The organism is Lacrimispora xylanisolvens, from assembly GCF_002934545.1.
GTDB classification, from domain to species: domain Bacteria; phylum Bacillota; class Clostridia; order Lachnospirales; family Lachnospiraceae; genus Lacrimispora; species Lacrimispora xylanisolvens.
Genome location: NZ_PTJA01000001.1, coordinates 478,446 through 495,875, shown reverse-complemented (window position 1 = coordinate 495,875; position 17,430 = coordinate 478,446). Strand labels below are relative to the sequence as shown.

The 17,430-nt window shown below is 41.5% G+C and carries 17 protein-coding genes; 3 read left to right on the top strand and 14 right to left on the bottom strand.

Going from position 1 to position 17,430, the window contains the following annotated elements; genetic code table 11:
* Positions 1-10: 10 nt before the first annotated feature.
* Complete coding sequence (locus BXY41_RS02400) at positions 11-886, top strand: AraC family transcriptional regulator (protein ID WP_104434188.1); 876 nt, start codon at positions 11-13, stop codon at positions 884-886.
* 42 nt (positions 887-928) lie between these two features.
* Here BXY41_RS02400 and BXY41_RS02395 read toward each other — a convergent pair whose 3' ends face one another.
* The 13 genes from BXY41_RS02395 to BXY41_RS02335 all read right to left on the bottom strand — a co-directional run bounded on the left by BXY41_RS02395 (position 929) and on the right by BXY41_RS02335 (position 12,720).
* Positions 929-1,204 carry a metal-sensing transcriptional repressor gene (locus tag BXY41_RS02395; protein WP_104434186.1) on the bottom strand — a complete coding sequence of 92 codons (276 nt, stop codon included), beginning with the start codon at positions 1,202-1,204 and terminating at the stop codon, positions 929-931.
* An 88-nt stretch (positions 1,205-1,292) separates the two neighbouring features.
* The gene (locus tag BXY41_RS02390; protein WP_104434184.1) at positions 1,293-2,198 is read right to left on the bottom strand and encodes a helix-turn-helix transcriptional regulator; all 906 of its coding nucleotides are present in this window, start codon (positions 2,196-2,198) and stop codon (positions 1,293-1,295) included.
* Between the two features lie 102 nt (positions 2,199-2,300).
* The gene (locus BXY41_RS02385; protein WP_170072160.1) at positions 2,301-4,469 is read right to left on the bottom strand and encodes a methyl-accepting chemotaxis protein; all 2,169 of its coding nucleotides are present in this window, start codon (positions 4,467-4,469) and stop codon (positions 2,301-2,303) included.
* A gap of 179 nt (positions 4,470-4,648) precedes the next feature.
* Complete coding sequence (locus tag BXY41_RS02380) at positions 4,649-5,824, bottom strand: tyrosine-type recombinase/integrase (RefSeq protein ID WP_104434180.1); 1,176 nt, start codon at positions 5,822-5,824, stop codon at positions 4,649-4,651.
* A gap of 233 nt (positions 5,825-6,057) precedes the next feature.
* Positions 6,058-7,284: an MFS transporter gene (locus tag BXY41_RS02375; RefSeq protein WP_170072158.1), complete on the bottom strand. Its 1,227-nt coding sequence runs from the start codon at positions 7,282-7,284 to the stop codon at positions 6,058-6,060.
* The gene (locus BXY41_RS02370) at positions 7,277-7,852 is read right to left on the bottom strand and encodes an ArsR/SmtB family transcription factor (RefSeq protein WP_104434176.1); all 576 of its coding nucleotides are present in this window, start codon (positions 7,850-7,852) and stop codon (positions 7,277-7,279) included. Before BXY41_RS02370 ends, BXY41_RS02375 begins: the two co-directional genes overlap by 8 nt.
* A gap of 94 nt (positions 7,853-7,946) precedes the next feature.
* Positions 7,947-9,092 carry a GGDEF domain-containing protein gene (locus BXY41_RS02365; protein ID WP_242980017.1) on the bottom strand — a complete coding sequence of 382 codons (1,146 nt, stop codon included), beginning with the start codon at positions 9,090-9,092 and terminating at the stop codon, positions 7,947-7,949.
* Positions 9,093-9,284: 192 nt separating this feature from the next.
* Positions 9,285-9,491, bottom strand: coding sequence for a hypothetical protein (locus tag BXY41_RS02360; protein WP_104434164.1), 207 nt, complete (start codon positions 9,489-9,491; stop codon positions 9,285-9,287).
* A gap of 17 nt (positions 9,492-9,508) precedes the next feature.
* Positions 9,509-10,435 (bottom strand): AEC family transporter, encoded by a 927-nt coding sequence (locus BXY41_RS02355; protein WP_104434162.1) that lies wholly within the window; start codon positions 10,433-10,435, stop codon positions 9,509-9,511.
* Positions 10,436-10,488: 53 nt separating this feature from the next.
* Positions 10,489-10,791 (bottom strand): PTS sugar transporter subunit IIB, encoded by a 303-nt coding sequence (locus BXY41_RS02350; RefSeq protein WP_104434160.1) that lies wholly within the window; start codon positions 10,789-10,791, stop codon positions 10,489-10,491.
* Between the two features lie 32 nt (positions 10,792-10,823).
* On the bottom strand, positions 10,824-11,123 hold the full coding sequence (locus tag BXY41_RS02345; protein WP_104434158.1) for a PTS sugar transporter subunit IIA: 300 nt from the start codon (positions 11,121-11,123) through the stop codon (positions 10,824-10,826).
* A 20-nt stretch (positions 11,124-11,143) separates the two neighbouring features.
* A complete protein-coding gene (locus tag BXY41_RS02340; RefSeq protein WP_104434156.1) occupies positions 11,144-11,350 on the bottom strand; it encodes a hypothetical protein in 207 nt (68 codons plus the stop codon).
* Between the two features lie 59 nt (positions 11,351-11,409).
* Entirely contained in the window at positions 11,410-12,720 is a 1,311-nt protein-coding gene (locus BXY41_RS02335) for a PTS sugar transporter subunit IIC (RefSeq protein ID WP_104434633.1), read from the bottom strand.
* Positions 12,721-13,036: 316 nt separating this feature from the next.
* Here BXY41_RS02335 and ascB point away from each other — a divergent pair, with 316 nt between their 5' ends.
* Positions 13,037-14,521: a 6-phospho-beta-glucosidase gene (ascB, locus tag BXY41_RS02330; protein ID WP_104434154.1), complete on the top strand. Its 1,485-nt coding sequence runs from the start codon at positions 13,037-13,039 to the stop codon at positions 14,519-14,521.
* 416 nt (positions 14,522-14,937) lie between these two features.
* On the opposite strand, the gene BXY41_RS02325 is transcribed toward ascB, so the two are convergent.
* Entirely contained in the window at positions 14,938-16,845 is a 1,908-nt protein-coding gene (locus BXY41_RS02325; RefSeq protein WP_104434152.1) for a BglG family transcription antiterminator, read from the bottom strand.
* Positions 16,846-17,106: 261 nt separating this feature from the next.
* Between BXY41_RS02325 and BXY41_RS02320 the strand changes: the two genes are divergently transcribed.
* A complete protein-coding gene (locus tag BXY41_RS02320; RefSeq protein ID WP_104434150.1) occupies positions 17,107-17,427 on the top strand; it encodes a hypothetical protein in 321 nt (106 codons plus the stop codon).
* Positions 17,428-17,430: the final 3 nt, after the last annotated feature.

The following is a 17,430-nucleotide window of genomic DNA, read 5'->3' as shown; positions in this document are numbered from 1 at the left end:
AGAAACAACGATGGATTGGATTAGCGGCATACAAAAAGCAGTGGATTACGTGGAAGACCATATAACCACAGAACTGGATTTTAGTGAGATTGCAAAACAGGCATGTTCATCCAGCTTTCATTTTCAGCGGGTATTCGGAATACTCTGCGGATTTACCCTGGGGGAATATATCCGTATGCGAAAGCTGACTCTGGCAGGGTGTGAGCTGGCGGACACTGACACACGCATTCTGGATATCGCAGTAAAATACGGTTACGACACCCAGGAAAGCTTCAGCCGCGCTTTTACACGCTTTCATGGCGTGTCCCCTACCCAGGTGCGAAATGGTGCCAGTCTGAAATCATTTTCCCGTCTTTCTGTTAAGCTGATACTGACTGGAGCCAATGTGACTGATTACAGGATTGAAAAGAGGAACAGCTTTCAAATGATTGGTAAACCCATGGAGGTGTCCGGCAAAAATGAATTGACCTCTGCCAGAATCTCTGATTTCTGGAAACAATGCCGCATGGATGGAACAATTGGCGCGCTTGCCCGGTATATTTCTTCTGATACGATGTTTGGGAAAAACATAGCGGGAACAGGTTTTGGAAAAGATGCAGCAGATTCCGGCTGCCCCTATGCCATCGGGGTTTTCTATGACGGTAATCTGCCTGCAGAAAAAGATTTAATGATATGGGAAGTTCCGGCTCATACGTATGCCGTTTTTCCGTGCATTGGTTCCATGCCAGATGCATTTACCAGACTGTATCAGCAAATATACAGTGAGTTTTTCCCCGCCAGTGAATACAGGCCCTGCGGGGGTACGGACTTTGAAGTCTATCCATCCGATGATGTAAACAATCCAGACTATTCCTGCGAAATATGGGTGGCTGTGGAAAAAAAATAGCAGGGCCTCCGCTATAACGGATGTCCTGCTTCTACGTATCAATTATGTCATGTTGGCAAAACGCTCGACTGCTTTAGTAAAACTTTCTATGGTTTTATCTGCATCTCCATGCTCAATTCCATCTCTGACACAATGATTAATATGTCCCTCCAAAACTACCTGTCCAACCCGGTGCAGCGCAGATTTTGCCGCATTGATCTGGGCAAGTACGTCCTCACAGGGGACATCTTCATCTACCATGCGGTCAATCGCCTGAACCTGACCGATGATCTTTTTTAAACGCCGATGCAGATTGTCTGCATCCATACACTGTTTCATTTCGCACCTCCGGATACCATAAGGGGTATCTGTATATTATGATAGATTCCGCGGACATTGTCAATATGGTACCATGTGATTCTATTTATCAATAGAGATTCTTAATCCGTTCCAGCAGATTTAAAAAGTTTTTCTGGTATTCCACCGGCTCAATAATCCGCACGCAATCCCGGAATCCTAGAAGCCAGCCAAATAGCGACTCCTGATCCGACCAGCTAATATTCATTAATAACCTGCCGTCTGCATTTTCACTGAAGCTGTTAATGCCGAATTCCTCTATGAGCCTCCATTTCATGGATTTATCAAATTCTGCTGTTACCTCCACTCCATTGGTCCACGAAACCTTACGGGGATCCATATGGTAGAGAGGAATCTCTCTTTTTTCACAGTCCTCATTGGTGCATCGGATCTGATCCATCCGGTTTAATTTAAACATGCGGAAATCATCTCTAAGCAGACAATATCCCCAAACATACCAGGAAGACCATTCAAATATCAACAGACAGGGCTCTAATAAACGCATGTTATCCCCACCAGGACCATAATAATGAAACTCAATCTTCTTTTTTCTCTCGATTGCATCCTTAATCAGTTCGAATTTTGGAGGAAGAGATGACTGATACCAGGAGCTTAAATTAATAACCACCGGACCACTGGCGCCTACGTAGTCATTACTGCCAAAGGAAAGCTTATCCATCAAAAGCTGATACCGGTTGCTTCCTGATACACTGTCCAGACTCTTTAAGCCGGAAAGAATTGCCTGTATCTCCCCAGAAGTAAATAATGTCTTATCTACCTTATAGCCCTCAGCGATAGAAATCCCGCCATTTTTCCCCTGCTCCGTAACGATTGGTATTCCAGCCTTGCATAAATTCTCCACATCACGGTTTATGGTTCTTCTGGATACTTCGAACTTTTCAGCAAGATAAGGAGCTGTCACCTTATCTTTTTGCAGCAATATGGAAATGATTCCGATCAGCCTGTCAATTTTCACCTCAAGGTCCCCCTTTTTTGCTATTATACCATGAACTCACCGAACACAAAACAAAAAAGATCAGCCGCAAAATGGTTTCCATCTTGGGGCTGATCTGATAAATTAATATTTTGCTGAATCATGTATATAGGAAACTGGTAATACAGTCTCTTCTTTTTGTGCTGTATATTCCTGGAATCCCGTATCTTCCTGCAGCTCAGCTGTAGCTGCAGCTTCATATAACACAGGTTCCTCTACTTGCTGCGTACATTCTCCCTGAAGCCTGAATCGTTCAACTTCCTGTTTTAATACCTGAGCCTGGGTATCTAACTCTTCACTGGAAGCGGAGCTTTCTTCCGCCGTTGCCGCATTGGTCTGTACTACGGAAGACACCTGGTTGAGTCCCTGGTTAATCTGCTCGATTGCCTCCACCTGCTCATTGGAAGCAGCTGCAATCTCCTGAATGGTTCGTTCAACCTGTCCGGACTTCTCGGCAGCAGATTTTAAAATCCGGGTTGTTTCATAGGCAATCTTTACGCCTTCTGATACAGTCTCAACGGAATGGCCGATCAGTTCTGCCGTCTGCTTGGCAGCCTCTGCTGATTTGCCGGCAAGATTGCGGACTTCATCTGCAACGACTGCAAAACCCTTACCTGCTTCTCCTGCTCTGGCTGATTCAACAGCTGCATTGAGAGCCAGAATGTTGGTCTGGAATGCAATATCTTCGATTACCTTGGTAATACTTGAGATTTTCTCAGATGCCTGACCGATTTCTTTCATGGAATGATCCAGCTTTTCCATATAGGCGTTGCCTTCATCCATACCGCTCACAGCCTGTCTTACGTATCCAGTTGCTTTCTGAACATTGTCCGCATTCTCCTGGGCGCGGGTTGACACTCCGCTTACAGATGCACTTAATTCCTCAACTGTGGCCGCCTGTTCGGCTGCTCCTGATGCAAGAGCCTGGGAAGCATCAGAAATCTGCCTGGATCCGTCTGCTACTCTGTCGGAGGATTCCTTGATCTTTGAAAATACAGAATTTAAGTTGTATGTAATTCCATTTAAGGAATCTTTGATCTGTACAAAATCACCTTTATAATCCTGGGTTACTAAAACGGTGCAATCTCCCTTTTCCAACCCGCTTAATATGGAAGAAATCTCATTGATATAATTATTCAGGGTGTTAATGGTTCCGGTAAATGATCTGGAAAGAGATTCCAGTTCATCTCCTGTATGAATCTGAGGTACTTCAGAGTGCAGGTCCCCTTCGTCAAGCTTTTTAATACGTTCTACCAGATTAACAATCGGCTTCACAATAGGTGCTGCAATTTTGAAGGACATAATCAGAGAAGCCAGAATCATCAAAGCAGCCAGGACGATGGTTATAACCAGAGACTGATAAAAACCAGCCATCATCTCCGACTGTTCTGCTACAACTGCAATGGACCAGCCGTCAGAATTAGTAATTGGCGTATATCCCATCACCAGCGTTTTACCCCTTAAACGGGATGAGCGGATAGAGGTATTGCCTGCAATCATATCCTTAATATTATTGGAAGTTGCCGCAAAAGTCTTATCGGTTTTTCCCATCTCAATATAGTTGGTTTCATTGGTAACGGTAGCTCTGTCCTTATGGGCAACTACCTTTCCTTCTTTATCTACTATAAATCCATAACCTGATTTTCCAATGGATACTCCATCAATCATTTTGCTGAATACATCGGCATCCAGAGTTCCGGTTACAACTCCATTGTACTGACCGTTATTTATCTTAGCTGCAATTACCAGAACAGTTTTGCCAAGTTCTTCGTTTTTCATGGTGGTTGAAATATAGGTTTCTCCCTTAAGCGCACGGTTGAAAAACTCCAACTGACTCATATCTGTTCCATTTGCTGCCTTCCCGTTCACATCTGCGGTTGTGACCTCCAGAAAACCGTAAGCCTCCGCCAGCTTATCCATCGCATCTTTTCTTTGATCTGCATTCTTATTCTGATTTGTAATAGAGGTGTATTGCGCAATGGCCTCAATTTTAATCTTATAAATATCAATTGCATTTTGAACAGACTGGCTATAAGCTTCCGCAGATTCCATCAATCTCATGTCAGTGTTTTTTTTTGCATCACGATAGAAAAGATAACCATTAAAAAGTCCAAAGAGGACGGAAATTGTGATACACATGGCGATGATGCCAAATAACAATCTACCTTTTATGGATTTTTTCTTTCCTTCCGAATCATTACCCTCCCCTGATTTTTTAATGACTCTCTGAAATGCCTTAATCCTTCCCGCCACAGCCATATCCTCCTACTCATCATTTGCATTCTGGAAATAAATTGCATGTTATGTAAAATTTTTACAGCATTTAATTAATCAATATTATATATCAACATGTAGATATTTGTCAATTGTGACAGAAAAATGGGGAATCTTCATTTAAATTGTAACCGAATATTGAAAAATACATATCCAACCTACCTGGCATAGGAATCTTCCATAATTTCATAATTATTTTTTATTAACGGTCCGCTCAAATCAGCATTCAGTTGATACATATCATTGAATTTTTCAATAGCAGCCTTTTTTTGTTCCATCAGAGAGTGGGCATAGACATTTAAGGTAATGGACACACTGGAATGTCCAAGAAGCTCGCTGATCGTCTTAATATCCACTCCCAGCTCCAATGCCCGGGTGGCAAAGGTATGGCGTATGGCATGAAATTTCCGGTCCTTGACGTGAGCTTCCTTTAAAAGCCGTTTATACAGTTTCTGAAAACACCTGGGGTCAAAAGGTACGTTTGTCTCTGTAAATATATAATTATCCTGATTTCGGCTTTTATATGTAGTCAGTACTGGCATGCTAAGTAAAAACTGGGGTAGAGGAATCTTTCTCATGGATTTACGGCTTTTTGGTGCCCCCACAAACAATGCGGTCTTGTGTTCTTCCTCTTCAAAATGGCGGATTCGGGATACGGTTCTGCTGATGGATAAAGTTCCTGTTTCCATATCAATATCCCCCCATTTTAATGCGCATAGTTCTCCAAGACGGATACCGGTATAAAAACAAAGAAGAATCCCCATTGCTCTCCTGTCATTGTAATGAAAAGCTGCCTGTTCAATCTGACGCTGCTCTTTCATGGAGAAAACTTCAACTTCTTTATCATCCGGCTTTGGATATTTAATTAAATCCATCACTGCAAAGCAATCAGCGGATCCCTTTAAAATCTCCTTTACTGCAATCTTAAAAATGGTAAGATTCTTCTTTTTTGATGAATCTGCCAGTTCCTCATTTTCATACATTTCCTTTACAAACCGTGCAACAGATCCCGTAGTAACACGCTGATCTTTCTCTTTCTCAAAAAAAGGAATCACATACTTATTTATGCAGCGGTAATAGCTTTCATAGGTTGAAGGCTTTACTCTTATAGAAACATCAATAAGCCATTCCTCAAAAAGTGCAGCCCCTCCCTTTATCTCACCAGATCTTTTTTCTTTTGCAGGCACCTGGTTTTCTTTGTAATTTTTCATCTTTTCCTTAACGCCTTTATAGCTTTTAGAATAAAAATACTGATATTTCCCCGTTTGTTTTAATGTTCTCCCTTCCCATCTTCCATCTTTCCGTTTATAAATATTTTCTCCTCTTCTTGGCATGGTAAAAACTCCTTTGCTTATAATATTTTATTATATGACGGTTTAATCTCTGGAAAATAATCCAATTATTTCCAAATTATAAAAAGGGCCTTTTTAATTAATCAAAAAATGACGATCCAGCATAGCTCTGGGTCGCCATTTCTGATTCCGGTACCTTTTCTGGCATGAGAACCTGGTTATTTCCGGAAATCCGCAAAAACAGCTTCTTTTCATTGCCTGTACCTTTATTTATATCAGGAGTTTTCAAATGATTCAATATCATATAAATTTATTTTCTTTTTTTGAGCCATTAAAAGCAAAGTAATTAAAAAGGTATATCCGATTAAAACCCCACCAGATGTAAGCCAGAGCCCTGTAACGTCAATGCGGTCCACCGTCAGGCTGCTGTAAACAGACCCAAACATGGATCCTGTCTGTAAGAGAAATGAGCCCACTGACAAAACACTGGCTCTCAAAGGACCTGGCGTATACTGATTGATTAAAGTATTTTCAGCCACACCGCCGGTTCCCAGGAACAGATAGATACCTCCATATAAAATAACAAAGATCCATGCCGATTGAAAAAGAGCCAGAATCAGTAAAGCGCTGCCACCCAGCACTCGGCTGATGCTGTAGATTCTCCACTGTCTTCCCGGATATTTTATGAGCAGCCTTCTGCAAAGAGAATTTCCTGCTGCTGCCAGAAAAAATCCCACAAAAGACAATACTCCCAGCATCCAGGTTCCCTGTGAGGAATCAGACAGTTTCAGATAAACCGGCTGCCAGTATGTCTCAATGGGAGTAATAAAAAATCCGGTGAACAACATGCCTGCTAAAATAAATGGAAAATCCCTCTTGGAAAATACAGTAACAAATCCTTCCTTTAAATGTCTGGCAATGTTAGGGCGTTTTGTTCCACTGCCAAATATTCGTACTTCTTTTATTCCAAATATACAAAGCCCCATGGTTACCGCGGTTAATGTAATGCGAAGCAGAATGTTGGCATTATAGGAATCTCCTAAGCTGGAAAGAAAGCCCCCAAGAATACAACCCAGTGCCAGACCTGTCTGTTCCATGATGGCAAGACGGGAGGTCACATCAGGCAGACATTCCTCTCCTCTTTTGGCCAATGCCTGATCTACAATTAAGGCATCCAGGCTTCCCGAAGAAAATGCCCTGCTGATTCCATTGAGAACCAGGCAGCAAAATAACCAGATCAGATTCTGTGAGAATAAAAGCAGACTAACCGATAAAAGCTGACAGATTCCGGATATGAGAAAAACAGTTTTTCTCCCATACAAATCTGCACAGATTCCGCTGGGCAGTTCAAAGCATAACACCGTAGCTGAATAACTGGCAATTAACAGAGGAAGGGTTTTTAAATCTGCTCCCTTTTTCAGAAGGATTAAATTCAGCACCGGCAGAAGGATACCCAGGGAAGTGTAGTTTAAAAAAATGATCAGCTGTTTTGTCTTACTCATACAGATTTTCCTCCGCGTTATAAAGAATAAAGGCATATTCCCATGGAGACTTCTCTGCAGAAGGTACCGCATGCGCATCCAGAAAATCCTTAATAAGCTTTAATAATTCCTCCCCTTCGCCAGGCGATAAGTGAACCACTCCGGTCAGAATATCCCCCAAGTCCCATCTTGATTCCAAATCCTCATTATTAAACTGCTCTATAAATTTTTTCTTCTGTGTTAAAAAGCCTTCATAGGTTCTTGCAATCTGCTCCTGAACCAGAACCTCTTTCTGCAGCTGGGTATCGTCGGGGTGGTCCAGACCAATCCGGACATTGACATAGGTCGGACAATAATATCTGGCTGTGATTCCATTAATAACCTCTGTATGATCCAGCTCAATGACCCCAAGGGATTCCAGTTTTTTAATATGATGCTGAACACTGGATGGGGAGATATCCAACTTTTGTGAAAGCTGCTTTGGTGTCATGGGCAGTTTGGAACGCTCCAGTAGCCGGAGGAGATTCTGCCTCACCGGATTCATATAAATTTCCAGTTCCTTCTTGGTAGATAGTTTAATATGATCCATTTTACTTTCTCCTTGCTTGTATTATCGTTACACAAATTATAACATTACATAGTATGTAATGTCAAGATAAAAAAATAGGGGATGGACCGCCCAGTCACTCTGCGATCTTCATCCCCTTTTCATATACTCTTACGGAGTTACGGAATTTTTTGGCATCATATAAGGCATAATCAGATAGAACAAAAAGCCTGGATGCATTCAGCGGACTGGAATATGCGGATAATCCAAAACTGGCAGTAAAGCGGATTTCTTTTTCTTCCTCGATCCGGATCTCTTCCGTCAGCCGTCTGATCTCCTCACACACCAGAACAGCTTCTTCCATTGATATATTGTGAAACAGAAGGCAGAATTCATCTCCGCCATAACGATATGGCGTATAGACACAGGAATGTTCCATCAATACTCTGGCAAATTCAATTAAGCATCTGTCCCCCATAAAGTGTCCGAACCGGTCATTGATGCTTTTAAAATGATCAATATCAACAACAGCCAGTATATGATCCTCACAGGGCTTTTCAATCTCCATAACAGACATTGCTTCATCAAGGGCTTTGCGGTTAAAAATTCCTGTCAGTTCGTCTACCTGTATGCTTTGCTTTAACTGGTGTCTCTCCAGGTCAGTTCTGATACTGGCATCGTTTTTCTTTTGCTCAAACCGGATTACTACCATACTTGCTGCAGAAAAAATAACCAGTATTACCATGGATACAAGAAAGTTACCCATGCTTAAGCTGCTGTCAAATATTCCAACTTTATCGGAATCCCATTTGATAAATATCTCAGAAAATGAGGCTGATACAATGCAGAACGTGGCTGTAATTCCCGTCAGTCTCTGATCCGCATAGATAATCGTCATCATGATTGCTCCCGGAAAAATATAATAGGTGGCAGTAAAACCACTGTGAACGGTAAACAGCACAAATGAAATCAGAACCAGCATCAGGGATACGCTGTATATTTTCTGTTTCTGAGAAAATACTCCTGATTTCATAATCAGGGTTTCTGCCAGAATACAGATCAGATTAAGCCCGGAAGGAATCATGATATATTTTAGTACATAGCGTTGTATGTTAGTGTGAATCAGACCGGATCGGGCAAAGACCACGCTCATCAGGCATTCTACAACCAGTGTAAAAAAAACAATACTTACCGTAGTCTTATAATGCAGATTCAGCCAGTTAAAATCTATGGTCTGATATTGTTTCTCTATTTCTATATTGCGGATATCATCAGGTATCACGATGGAATCCACCTCCCGTCCATATCAAACTTAACCGGATTGCCAGATCACCTGCTTATTCTAGAATATTCTCAAGATTTTATGCCGTGAACAATTAAAAGAAACAAAATTCAGTATAGCACAACAACAAAAAAAACGCACTTCATTTATACCAGATTGCGGTATAAGTGAAGTACGGTTTTCATACTCTTGTTATTGGGCCTGAACGGAAAAATAAATAGCTGCCAGTTCCTTTTCCCCCTTTAGTTTCTTCTTTAATACCTCTGCTTTTTTCCCATCCTCTCCCTCCGGATTTTCGAAAAAAAGCTTCATACCTGATTTCTTTATAAAAACAAGTCCTTCATCCTCTGCATACTTCTGAAACGTCTCCTGTTTCAATGGTGCATTGACTATAATCATTTTTATCCCCTTTATTATTATAAAATTCCGCTGGCTGCCGCCATAATGGCAGGTATGGTTATTAAGGACAGCGCTGTTGTTATGGTTAAAAGATTGGACGCGTACTGACTGTTTCTTTTATATTGAAGAGCAAACATGGTACCCATGGCTCCGCTTGGACAGGCAGCCGCAGTTAAAATCGTAATGGATATGCTTCTGTCCGCTCCTGCTGCCAGTAAAAGAAGCAGCGTCAGAGCTGGAATTACAATCAGCTTGGACAGGCTGACTATGTAGGTTCTTTTATTCTTTAATCCCCCCAGAAAATCACTTTGAGCCAGATTAATACCGGAGATCAGCATTGCTGCCGGTGTATTCATACCACCGATTAACCCAACTGGTTCCCTGATTATTTCTGGAAGCTGAATGCCTGTTAAAAACAGGAATACACCCAGAATAATAGCTGCATTGGAGGGGTTTATCAGGCTTCTTACCGTCTTTTTGACGCTTTCTGATTTTCCGCTCATTAACATGATTCCATGAGACCAGACAAACAGATTAAATACAGTCAGATAAGCGGTCATATAAAATACGCCTTCTCCACCCAGTATTCCATCGATTAAAGGAATTCCGATAAAACCGCAATTGGAATAAACAATGGACATTCGTTCCACAGCCATATCAGTACCTGTTTTCTTTGAAACTGCAATCTTTGAAACTGCAATGGCGATCACAAAGCTTGCGAAAGACAAGATGGCTGTAACTGCAAGACCATACAGACGCTCTTTGTCAAAATCAATCTGATAGGATAAAAGTATCACACAGGGAGAAATAATGTTAAGCAGGACACGGGTCAGCCTGCTGCCTGTCTCCTCATCGGCAATTCCCGCTTTATATGCGCCTGCGCCGACTAGCAGAATAATAAACATTTCGATTATTTTTGTTGCTGTAATGTAAGCCAGATCCATGTTTCTCCTCTGTCAGCTGCCTGTTACTGCGTAGGTCTTTCTTATGTCTTAACTTAATCACCAAGTGCCTTTTTTACCTGGGCAATCACTTTGGCTCCGTTCATGGTTCCATAGGCCTGCATATCGATACACTCAACGATTTTTCCAGGGCATTCTTTTTCGACTTTCGCCTTGCCAAAACGAACCTGAGGTCCTAAGAGAATAATATCCGCATCCGGCCCTTTCTCTCTTGCGCTTGCCAGCGCATAGGCGTTAATCTGACATTCGTAATTTTCTTTTGCAGCTGCTTCTTTCATCTTATTTACTAAAAGGCTTGTTGACATGCCTGCGGCACAAAACAATACAATATTTCTCATATTAACAACTTCCCTTCTTGGAATATTTTAACTTATTTTCTTAAAATATCAATCATTTCTTTGCATAAATCCATGACCGTCATGGCATTCATCAAATGATCCTGGGCATGAACCATTAAAAGCCCCACCTCCACTTTGTTGCCATTTAATTCGTTCTGGATCATCTCTGTCTGTATCTCGTGAGCTTCCTTCAGTGTGGTGTCTGCCTCCTCCATGAGTTCATCTGCTTTCTTAAAGTCACCCACTTTGGCCGCACGCAGGGCTTCTATTGCTGTACTTCTTGCATTCCCTCCGTTTACTACAAGTCTCATAACAATCATTTCAATATCCATCTCTTTGCTGCCTCTCTCTCCTAACCAGTGATGATGAGTTTCACATATGTAACCAGGGTACAGATGACAATCATGGTCCATACCCATTTTTCCGGTCTGCGAAATTCAGACGAAGGGCTTAAAACACGGTAAAGTCCGTAGGGCGGACAAAAAACAATCCACAGATAAGTAAAAATCCTTGATTTTGTAAATACATCCGTGACCTGAAGCTCCTGCTTTTCCTTCATGTTAAGATCTCCTCCTCTTTTTGTCAAACTCATAATCACCTCATTTAAGTTTCATGCTGTTATTCTTCTGTTAAAACCTGCTGTTTGTTTGAAATCAGGACAAACGGGATATACACAACAAACGCCAGGAGGATACAGATAATCTGTGTTACTGCTGCCCCTATATTTCCGCCGGAGCAAAGAAACGCCATAAGTCCCGGAGGTGTGGTCCATGGTGCATTTACCACCATTCTTCCGCAGAAACCAATCTTTGTCATGGCATAGGCAAAGGTGGCTGACACTGCCGGTGATATCATAAATGGAATGGCAAGCACGGGATTCATTACAATCGGAAGCCCGAAGGTCAGCGGTTCGTTGATGTTAAACAATGCGCAGGGAAGTGCCAGTTTTGCAATTGCTTTATAATCTTCACGCTTGGAAAAGAGCATGATAGCAATAATCAGTCCTCCCGTAATTCCAGCTCCGGTAACTGTTGAAAAACAGGACATGAATGGTGTGCTGATAATATTGGGAATTGCTGTTCCTGCTGCGTATGCAGCCTCATTCTCTGCAAAGGCAGCCAGAAGAATGGGCTCGTATACCGCCTTTGTCACCTGAGTTCCGTGAATACCAAAAGTCCATAAAACAGTGGTGATGAAAATCAGTGTAATGTATCCAGGGAAGCTGGTTAAGATATGGGACAATGGCTTCTGGATAAATGCGGTAATTGCATTAAACAATGTCATGCCTGTCGCCATTTCAAATATCATTCCCACAGCGGAAATAATAACTACGGTAATCAGTGATGGAAACAGGATTGTAAAAGATCTGGCTACATTTGATGGTACGCCGTCAGGCATATGGATTTCCAGTTTTCCGCTTTTCACCAGCCGGCAGTAAATTTCAGTAGCTGCTATGGAAGCAAACATTCCTACAAATAACCCCTGGGCATTGGTATAGACTCTGGATAGAACATTGGTAACTGCCACTTCGGTTCCGTCCGCTGCCTTTCCGCTTGCTGTAAAGGCGCAGAGGGAAATATAGGCTCCCAGTGCCACAACCGGAAGTGCTTTATCGGTAATTCCGTAGTGTTCCCCCAATTCCATTGCAATTAAGATTACACAGCCGATTGCTATAAAGTTCATGGTTCCGTAGTTGGCTGCTGTAAACATGGGATTTAATTTTCCAAGAAAGCTTAAACCCGGAATGTTTGCAAGACTGAAAAATCCTGGTGTTGTGTTGCAGATAACATTGGAAAACAGTGTACAGAATGAGCCGATAATAATTATTGGCAGAAGGCTCATAAATGCATTCTTAATCGCTGCCAGATGTCTTTGTGTCTGCATTGCCCCTGCTGCAGACAGCATGCCGTTCATTAATTTGTCTTTCATCTTTTCCTCCATCTCCACCGTATAAACGGTATTTCCATTAAATCGTTTCGCATTTCCCCAAATTTTGTGCATTTCACCTGTTTTACCTTTTTTATTTCAGGTTTTCTTATGCGTATTGTCATGTTATCATAATTGCATTTCAAACTCCATGTTCAGTTTTTCCAATTTCATAATGGCATTTTCTTCTTCTCATAAAGAGAAACAGACGCCACCACCAATTTGGAAAAAGTGTTCTTGGATATTGATTTACAGCTCTGCTATAATGATTGCATGAAACAGAGTAACTAAAACAGCAAAGGAAGAGGGAGGGTATCATATGAATCACAAACAAACATTTCCGGAAGGCTTTCTCTGGGGAGGTGCAACCGCTGCCAACCAGGTTGAGGGGGGATGGAACGAAGGCGGAAAGGGGATCTCCGTATCTGACTGTGCCAGAGCGCACTTTGATACAGATGTAACGAATTATAAGGCTCACAACGCAGTAACGTCACAAGATATAGAAGCTGCACTTGCTACCGATGATGAAGTATATTATCCCAAACGCCACGGATCTGATTTTTATCACCATTATAAAGAAGATATCAGGCTTTTTGCAGAAATGGGCTTTAAAGTCTACCGCCTGTCCATTGCCTGGTCACGTATCTTCCCAAATGGAGATGAGGAAGCGCCCAATGAAGAAGGACTTAAATTCTATGATGATGTATTTGATGAGCTTCATAAATATGGGATCGAACCTCTTGTGACCATGTCCCACTATGAACCGCCTTTAAATCTGGTATTAAACTATAAGGGCTGGTATTCCAGAGAGGTCGTCGGCTTTTTCACACGATATGTAGAAACCATCTGTACCCGGTATAAGGATAAAGTAAAATACTGGCTGACCTTTAATGAAGTGGATTCCATGATTCGTCACCCTTATACCACTGGCGGATTAATCGAAGATCGTTTCCCAGGTCAGAACTTTGAAGAGGTAATTTTCCAGGCAATGCACCACCAGTTTGTTGCATCTGCTCATGCAACCAGAATCTGTCATGAAATAATTCCCGGCTCTTTAGTTGGCTGCATGCTGACAAAGCTGACCTACTATCCCTATACCTGTAAGCCGGAAGATGTATTAAAGGCACAGCAGACCATGCGGGGAACCTATTGTTACAGTGATACCCAGGTGTTTGGAGAATACCCGGCTTACTTACTCTCCCGTTTTAAAAATAATGGCATTACCATACGGAAAGAAGACGGGGATGATGAAATCATGAAATCCTATCCTGTGGATTTTGTTTCCTTCTCCTACTATAATTCCTCCTGTGCGGCTGAAGATACTTCTAATTTGAATGTTACCTCAGGCAATACCATAAATGCCATTAAGAATCCGTACTTAAAGGCTTCTGACTGGGGTTGGCAGATTGATCCTACGGGGCTGCGGATATCTATGGTGGATCTTTACGACCGCTACCGTAAGCCGCTGTTTATTGTTGAGAACGGGCTTGGCGCTGCAGATGTGGTGAACGAAGATGGGACAATTGATGATCAGTACCGGATTGATTACTTAAGGGAACATATGAAGGCTATTTTAGATGCCATTGAAGAAGATGGGGTGGATTGTCTTGGTTATACTTCCTGGGGGTGTATCGATCTGGTTTCTGAATCCACCAAGCAGATGTCGAAGCGTTATGGTTATATCTATGTGGACTGCGATGATTACGGTAAAGGGACTTATAATCGTATGAAGAAGAAATCCTTTTACTGGTATAAGAAAGTTATTGAGTCGAATGGAATGAGTTTGTACTGGGAAGAGATTTAGGTACATAAGTACTACAATTTACAGAAATATATTAAGAAATATATTTTAACGTGTATAATTACTTGGTATATATTAAACTATCTATTGCAAGTAAACATAAGTTATGTTATATTAAAACTATAAAAAGAGTAACTGCCACACAAGGTGGAAGCTCCCATAGTAAACGTATGTCCTAACGGACACCGCCTACCCTGGTTGCGTCAGGGTAGGCTATTTTTTTAACTTGTCTATGTAAGTTAGCAATGCCAAGATAAATGTTGCAAATAACAGCACATCTGCAAATGAAAACATATCCGACACCACCTCCCCTCTTATCATGACGTAAAGACATAAAAGCCGGGAGGTTCCACCCTGTATTCAGTTACTCCTAAAAGCATTACTTTTGCTATATCACTTTTGCTCATTGCTGACCCTGCTCACATCATCTGTGCTTCTTCTATCTGAGTCATAGCCTTAATAAAAGCATCATAATCCTGCTTCTTCACCAACTCCTGAATCTGCTTCTGGCTTAACAGAAAAGAGGCAGTCAGCTGATAAAAGTGCTGAAGCTCCACACTGGTATGGTCTTTATCCGCGATGCACACCAGGAAAATGGCCCGTATTTTCTGATCTCCCCACTCCACCGGTTCGTCCAGAATTCCCACGCAGACAAAGGTCTCGCTGCTCATGGCTTTATAGGCATGGGGCATTGCAACCTGATTGCCGAAGGCTGTTTTTGCCATCCGCTCCCGCTGCAGCACTGACTCATAAAATTCCTGGGGAAGATTCTTCTTTTCTATCACAAACTGGCACATAAAGCGAAGAACCTCTGTTTTTGTTTTAAACTTTAAATGAGGCAGAAACAGATCACGTTCATAGTAGCTTAATACAGAGGAAGTCTTCTGTTCACAAAGAACTTTCTTTACATTAACTATGTCTTCATCGCCCAGAAAATATTCCACCTCCAGAATGGGCAGAGGTACCGAAACGGTGATGGGGACAGTTGTAAAGATGTAGTCATATCTGGAAAAATCCATTTTGTATAAACTTCCCACGTCACAGGCAATGATCTCATCGATATAATCTTTGAACGAATTCTTATACTTATACTGCAAAAGCTGGGCACTTCCTCTGCCGGAAGAGCAGACCAGAATGACATTCTTTTTTTTAATTTCTGTTTTCCTGCGTTCCAGGGCAAGGGCAAAAGCAAATGCAAAGTATGCTACCTCATCCTCTGACAGAGATACTTTAAAGTGTTCATTGAGAACTGTGACCGCGTTACACGCCATGGTATAGGACAGACAGAATTTTTCCTTTACATCACGGAGCATCGGATTCTTCATATCCATATCAAACCGGATGCGGACACTTAATGGGACCAGATGCTGGCTTAAGATCATTCTCAGTTCTAAATCACTGCGAAAATCAAATTTAAATAAATCATAAACCCGTTCCAGCATGGCAGTTACCAGATCACTGATTTCCTGGGTAATTATCACATTTTCTTCTACATTTTCTTCCTCTAAGAACACTTTCTTACCCGCCAGATGAATGGCAATATAGGCAACTTCATTTTCAGGGAAACTGATGTGAAACCTCTCTTCCAGCTGTCTGGCTACTACCTGGGCTATCTGATATTCGTACCGCTCCCTGGGATTTTCCATAAGCCCTTCCGGCATGGGAACATAGTGGCATTCCATAATTCTGCTGATGGCAATGTAAAGGTGGACTACCAGATTCTGATACGCTGCTCCGGTAATCATAAAATCATTTTCCTTTAAAACTGTTGAGACAATGACAGCAATCTCATCCATGCTTTCATTCCCCTTATGAAATCTCTTGCTGGAAAAAGATGCAATACAAAGTCTGGTATCAAATTCTTTTCCTTCCAGGCGGATTCCATAATTAGGCTTTCGTATCACGCGAATATTGAATTTTTTTAAAAACTGTTCTACTTCTTTCAAATCTTCCGTCAGCGTCCGTTTGGAAATATACAGACTTTCACTTAATTTCTCCAACTTTACATAGGATCCGCTGTTAATTAAGTACTCCAGTAAATACTGGATCCGTTCCTCTGAGGTGGAGGGTAAGTATTCTTCCGAGCCATGTGCATGATCCTTGCGGCAGTAAGCCTCATATTTTTCATTGTCCTGAATATTAAGGAAGTAACCTACTCCATATTTGGACACAATCCCCGCCCCATGGGGTTCTATTTCCTGATTAATTTCCTTTAAAAGATTACGGACCGTTTTTGTCCCCGCATGAATTTCTTCCGCAAGCATCTCAGCCGTATAGTAATCTCTGTCTGATAAAATATCCAAGATCTGCTTCATTCGCCTGTCCATTTTTCTTCACCCCTGTCAATAACTATCGGTATTGTTCCATCCAGATTCTCTTCCCATAACCAGATTTGTTTTGTTTGTTTTTCATTATTTATCCGTGTCGAATATTGTTTTTTTATGCATAATTACATATTAACATAAATCATCCTTTAACTGAATGAATCTTTTTTCCATTTTCAAAATGGTAATGTCTTCTTTATTTAATGAAATAAATATTACTGTACGCATATAATGAAATAGAAACTTATTGTCAAGGGAGTCTTTATGATCGGAGAAAACGAGGACGCAAGAGGAATGATTACAATGAGCGGAAGTATTATGGAGGTACAGAATGCACTTGTGGAGGAAATGTATACTTCCAACAGCAGGACGGGATATCTCCTTATCTCTTATGCTGATCCTGGTGAAAACGATATGATAAACATTGAATTACTTCAATTAAATATTGGCTGGGAAACAATCCTCATTAATCAGTTTGGCGATAACATAAGTTTATGCAGCATTACAAAAGGAACCTATGTCAATGCAACTTTTTCCACAATGATGACAAGAAGCATTCCCCCCAGTCAAACGCCTACCGGGTGATTG

Excerpts from the sequence above, each read along its gene's own strand:
- BXY41_RS02395 (WP_104434186.1), bottom strand. The coding sequence starts at position 1,204 with ATGAAACAGTGTATGGATGCAGACAATCTGCATCGGCGTTTAAAAAAG.
- BXY41_RS02375 (WP_170072158.1), bottom strand. The coding sequence starts at position 7,284 with ATGAGTAAGACAAAACAGCTGATCATTTTTTTAAACTACACTTCCCTG.
- BXY41_RS02345 (WP_104434158.1), bottom strand. The coding sequence starts at position 11,123 with ATGGATATTGAAATGATTGTTATGAGACTTGTAGTAAACGGAGGGAAT.
- ascB (WP_104434154.1), top strand. The coding sequence starts at position 13,037 with ATGAATCACAAACAAACATTTCCGGAAGGCTTTCTCTGGGGAGGTGCA.
- BXY41_RS02360 (WP_104434164.1), bottom strand. The coding sequence starts at position 9,491 with ATGATTATAGTCAATGCACCATTGAAACAGGAGACGTTTCAGAAGTAT.
- BXY41_RS02355 (WP_104434162.1), bottom strand. The coding sequence starts at position 10,435 with ATGGATCTGGCTTACATTACAGCAACAAAAATAATCGAAATGTTTATT.
- BXY41_RS02400 (WP_104434188.1), top strand. The coding sequence starts at position 11 with ATGGATTGGATTAGCGGCATACAAAAAGCAGTGGATTACGTGGAAGAC.
- BXY41_RS02320 (WP_104434150.1), top strand. The coding sequence starts at position 17,107 with ATGATCGGAGAAAACGAGGACGCAAGAGGAATGATTACAATGAGCGGA.
- BXY41_RS02350 (WP_104434160.1), bottom strand. The coding sequence starts at position 10,791 with ATGAGAAATATTGTATTGTTTTGTGCCGCAGGCATGTCAACAAGCCTT.
- BXY41_RS02325 (WP_104434152.1), bottom strand. The coding sequence starts at position 16,845 with ATGGACAGGCGAATGAAGCAGATCTTGGATATTTTATCAGACAGAGAT.
- BXY41_RS02370 (WP_104434176.1), bottom strand. The coding sequence starts at position 7,852 with ATGGATCATATTAAACTATCTACCAAGAAGGAACTGGAAATTTATATG.
- BXY41_RS02335 (WP_104434633.1), bottom strand. The coding sequence starts at position 12,720 with ATGAAAGACAAATTAATGAACGGCATGCTGTCTGCAGCAGGGGCAATG.
- BXY41_RS02380 (WP_104434180.1), bottom strand. The coding sequence starts at position 5,824 with ATGCCAAGAAGAGGAGAAAATATTTATAAACGGAAAGATGGAAGATGG.
- BXY41_RS02340 (WP_104434156.1), bottom strand. The coding sequence starts at position 11,350 with ATGAAGGAAAAGCAGGAGCTTCAGGTCACGGATGTATTTACAAAATCA.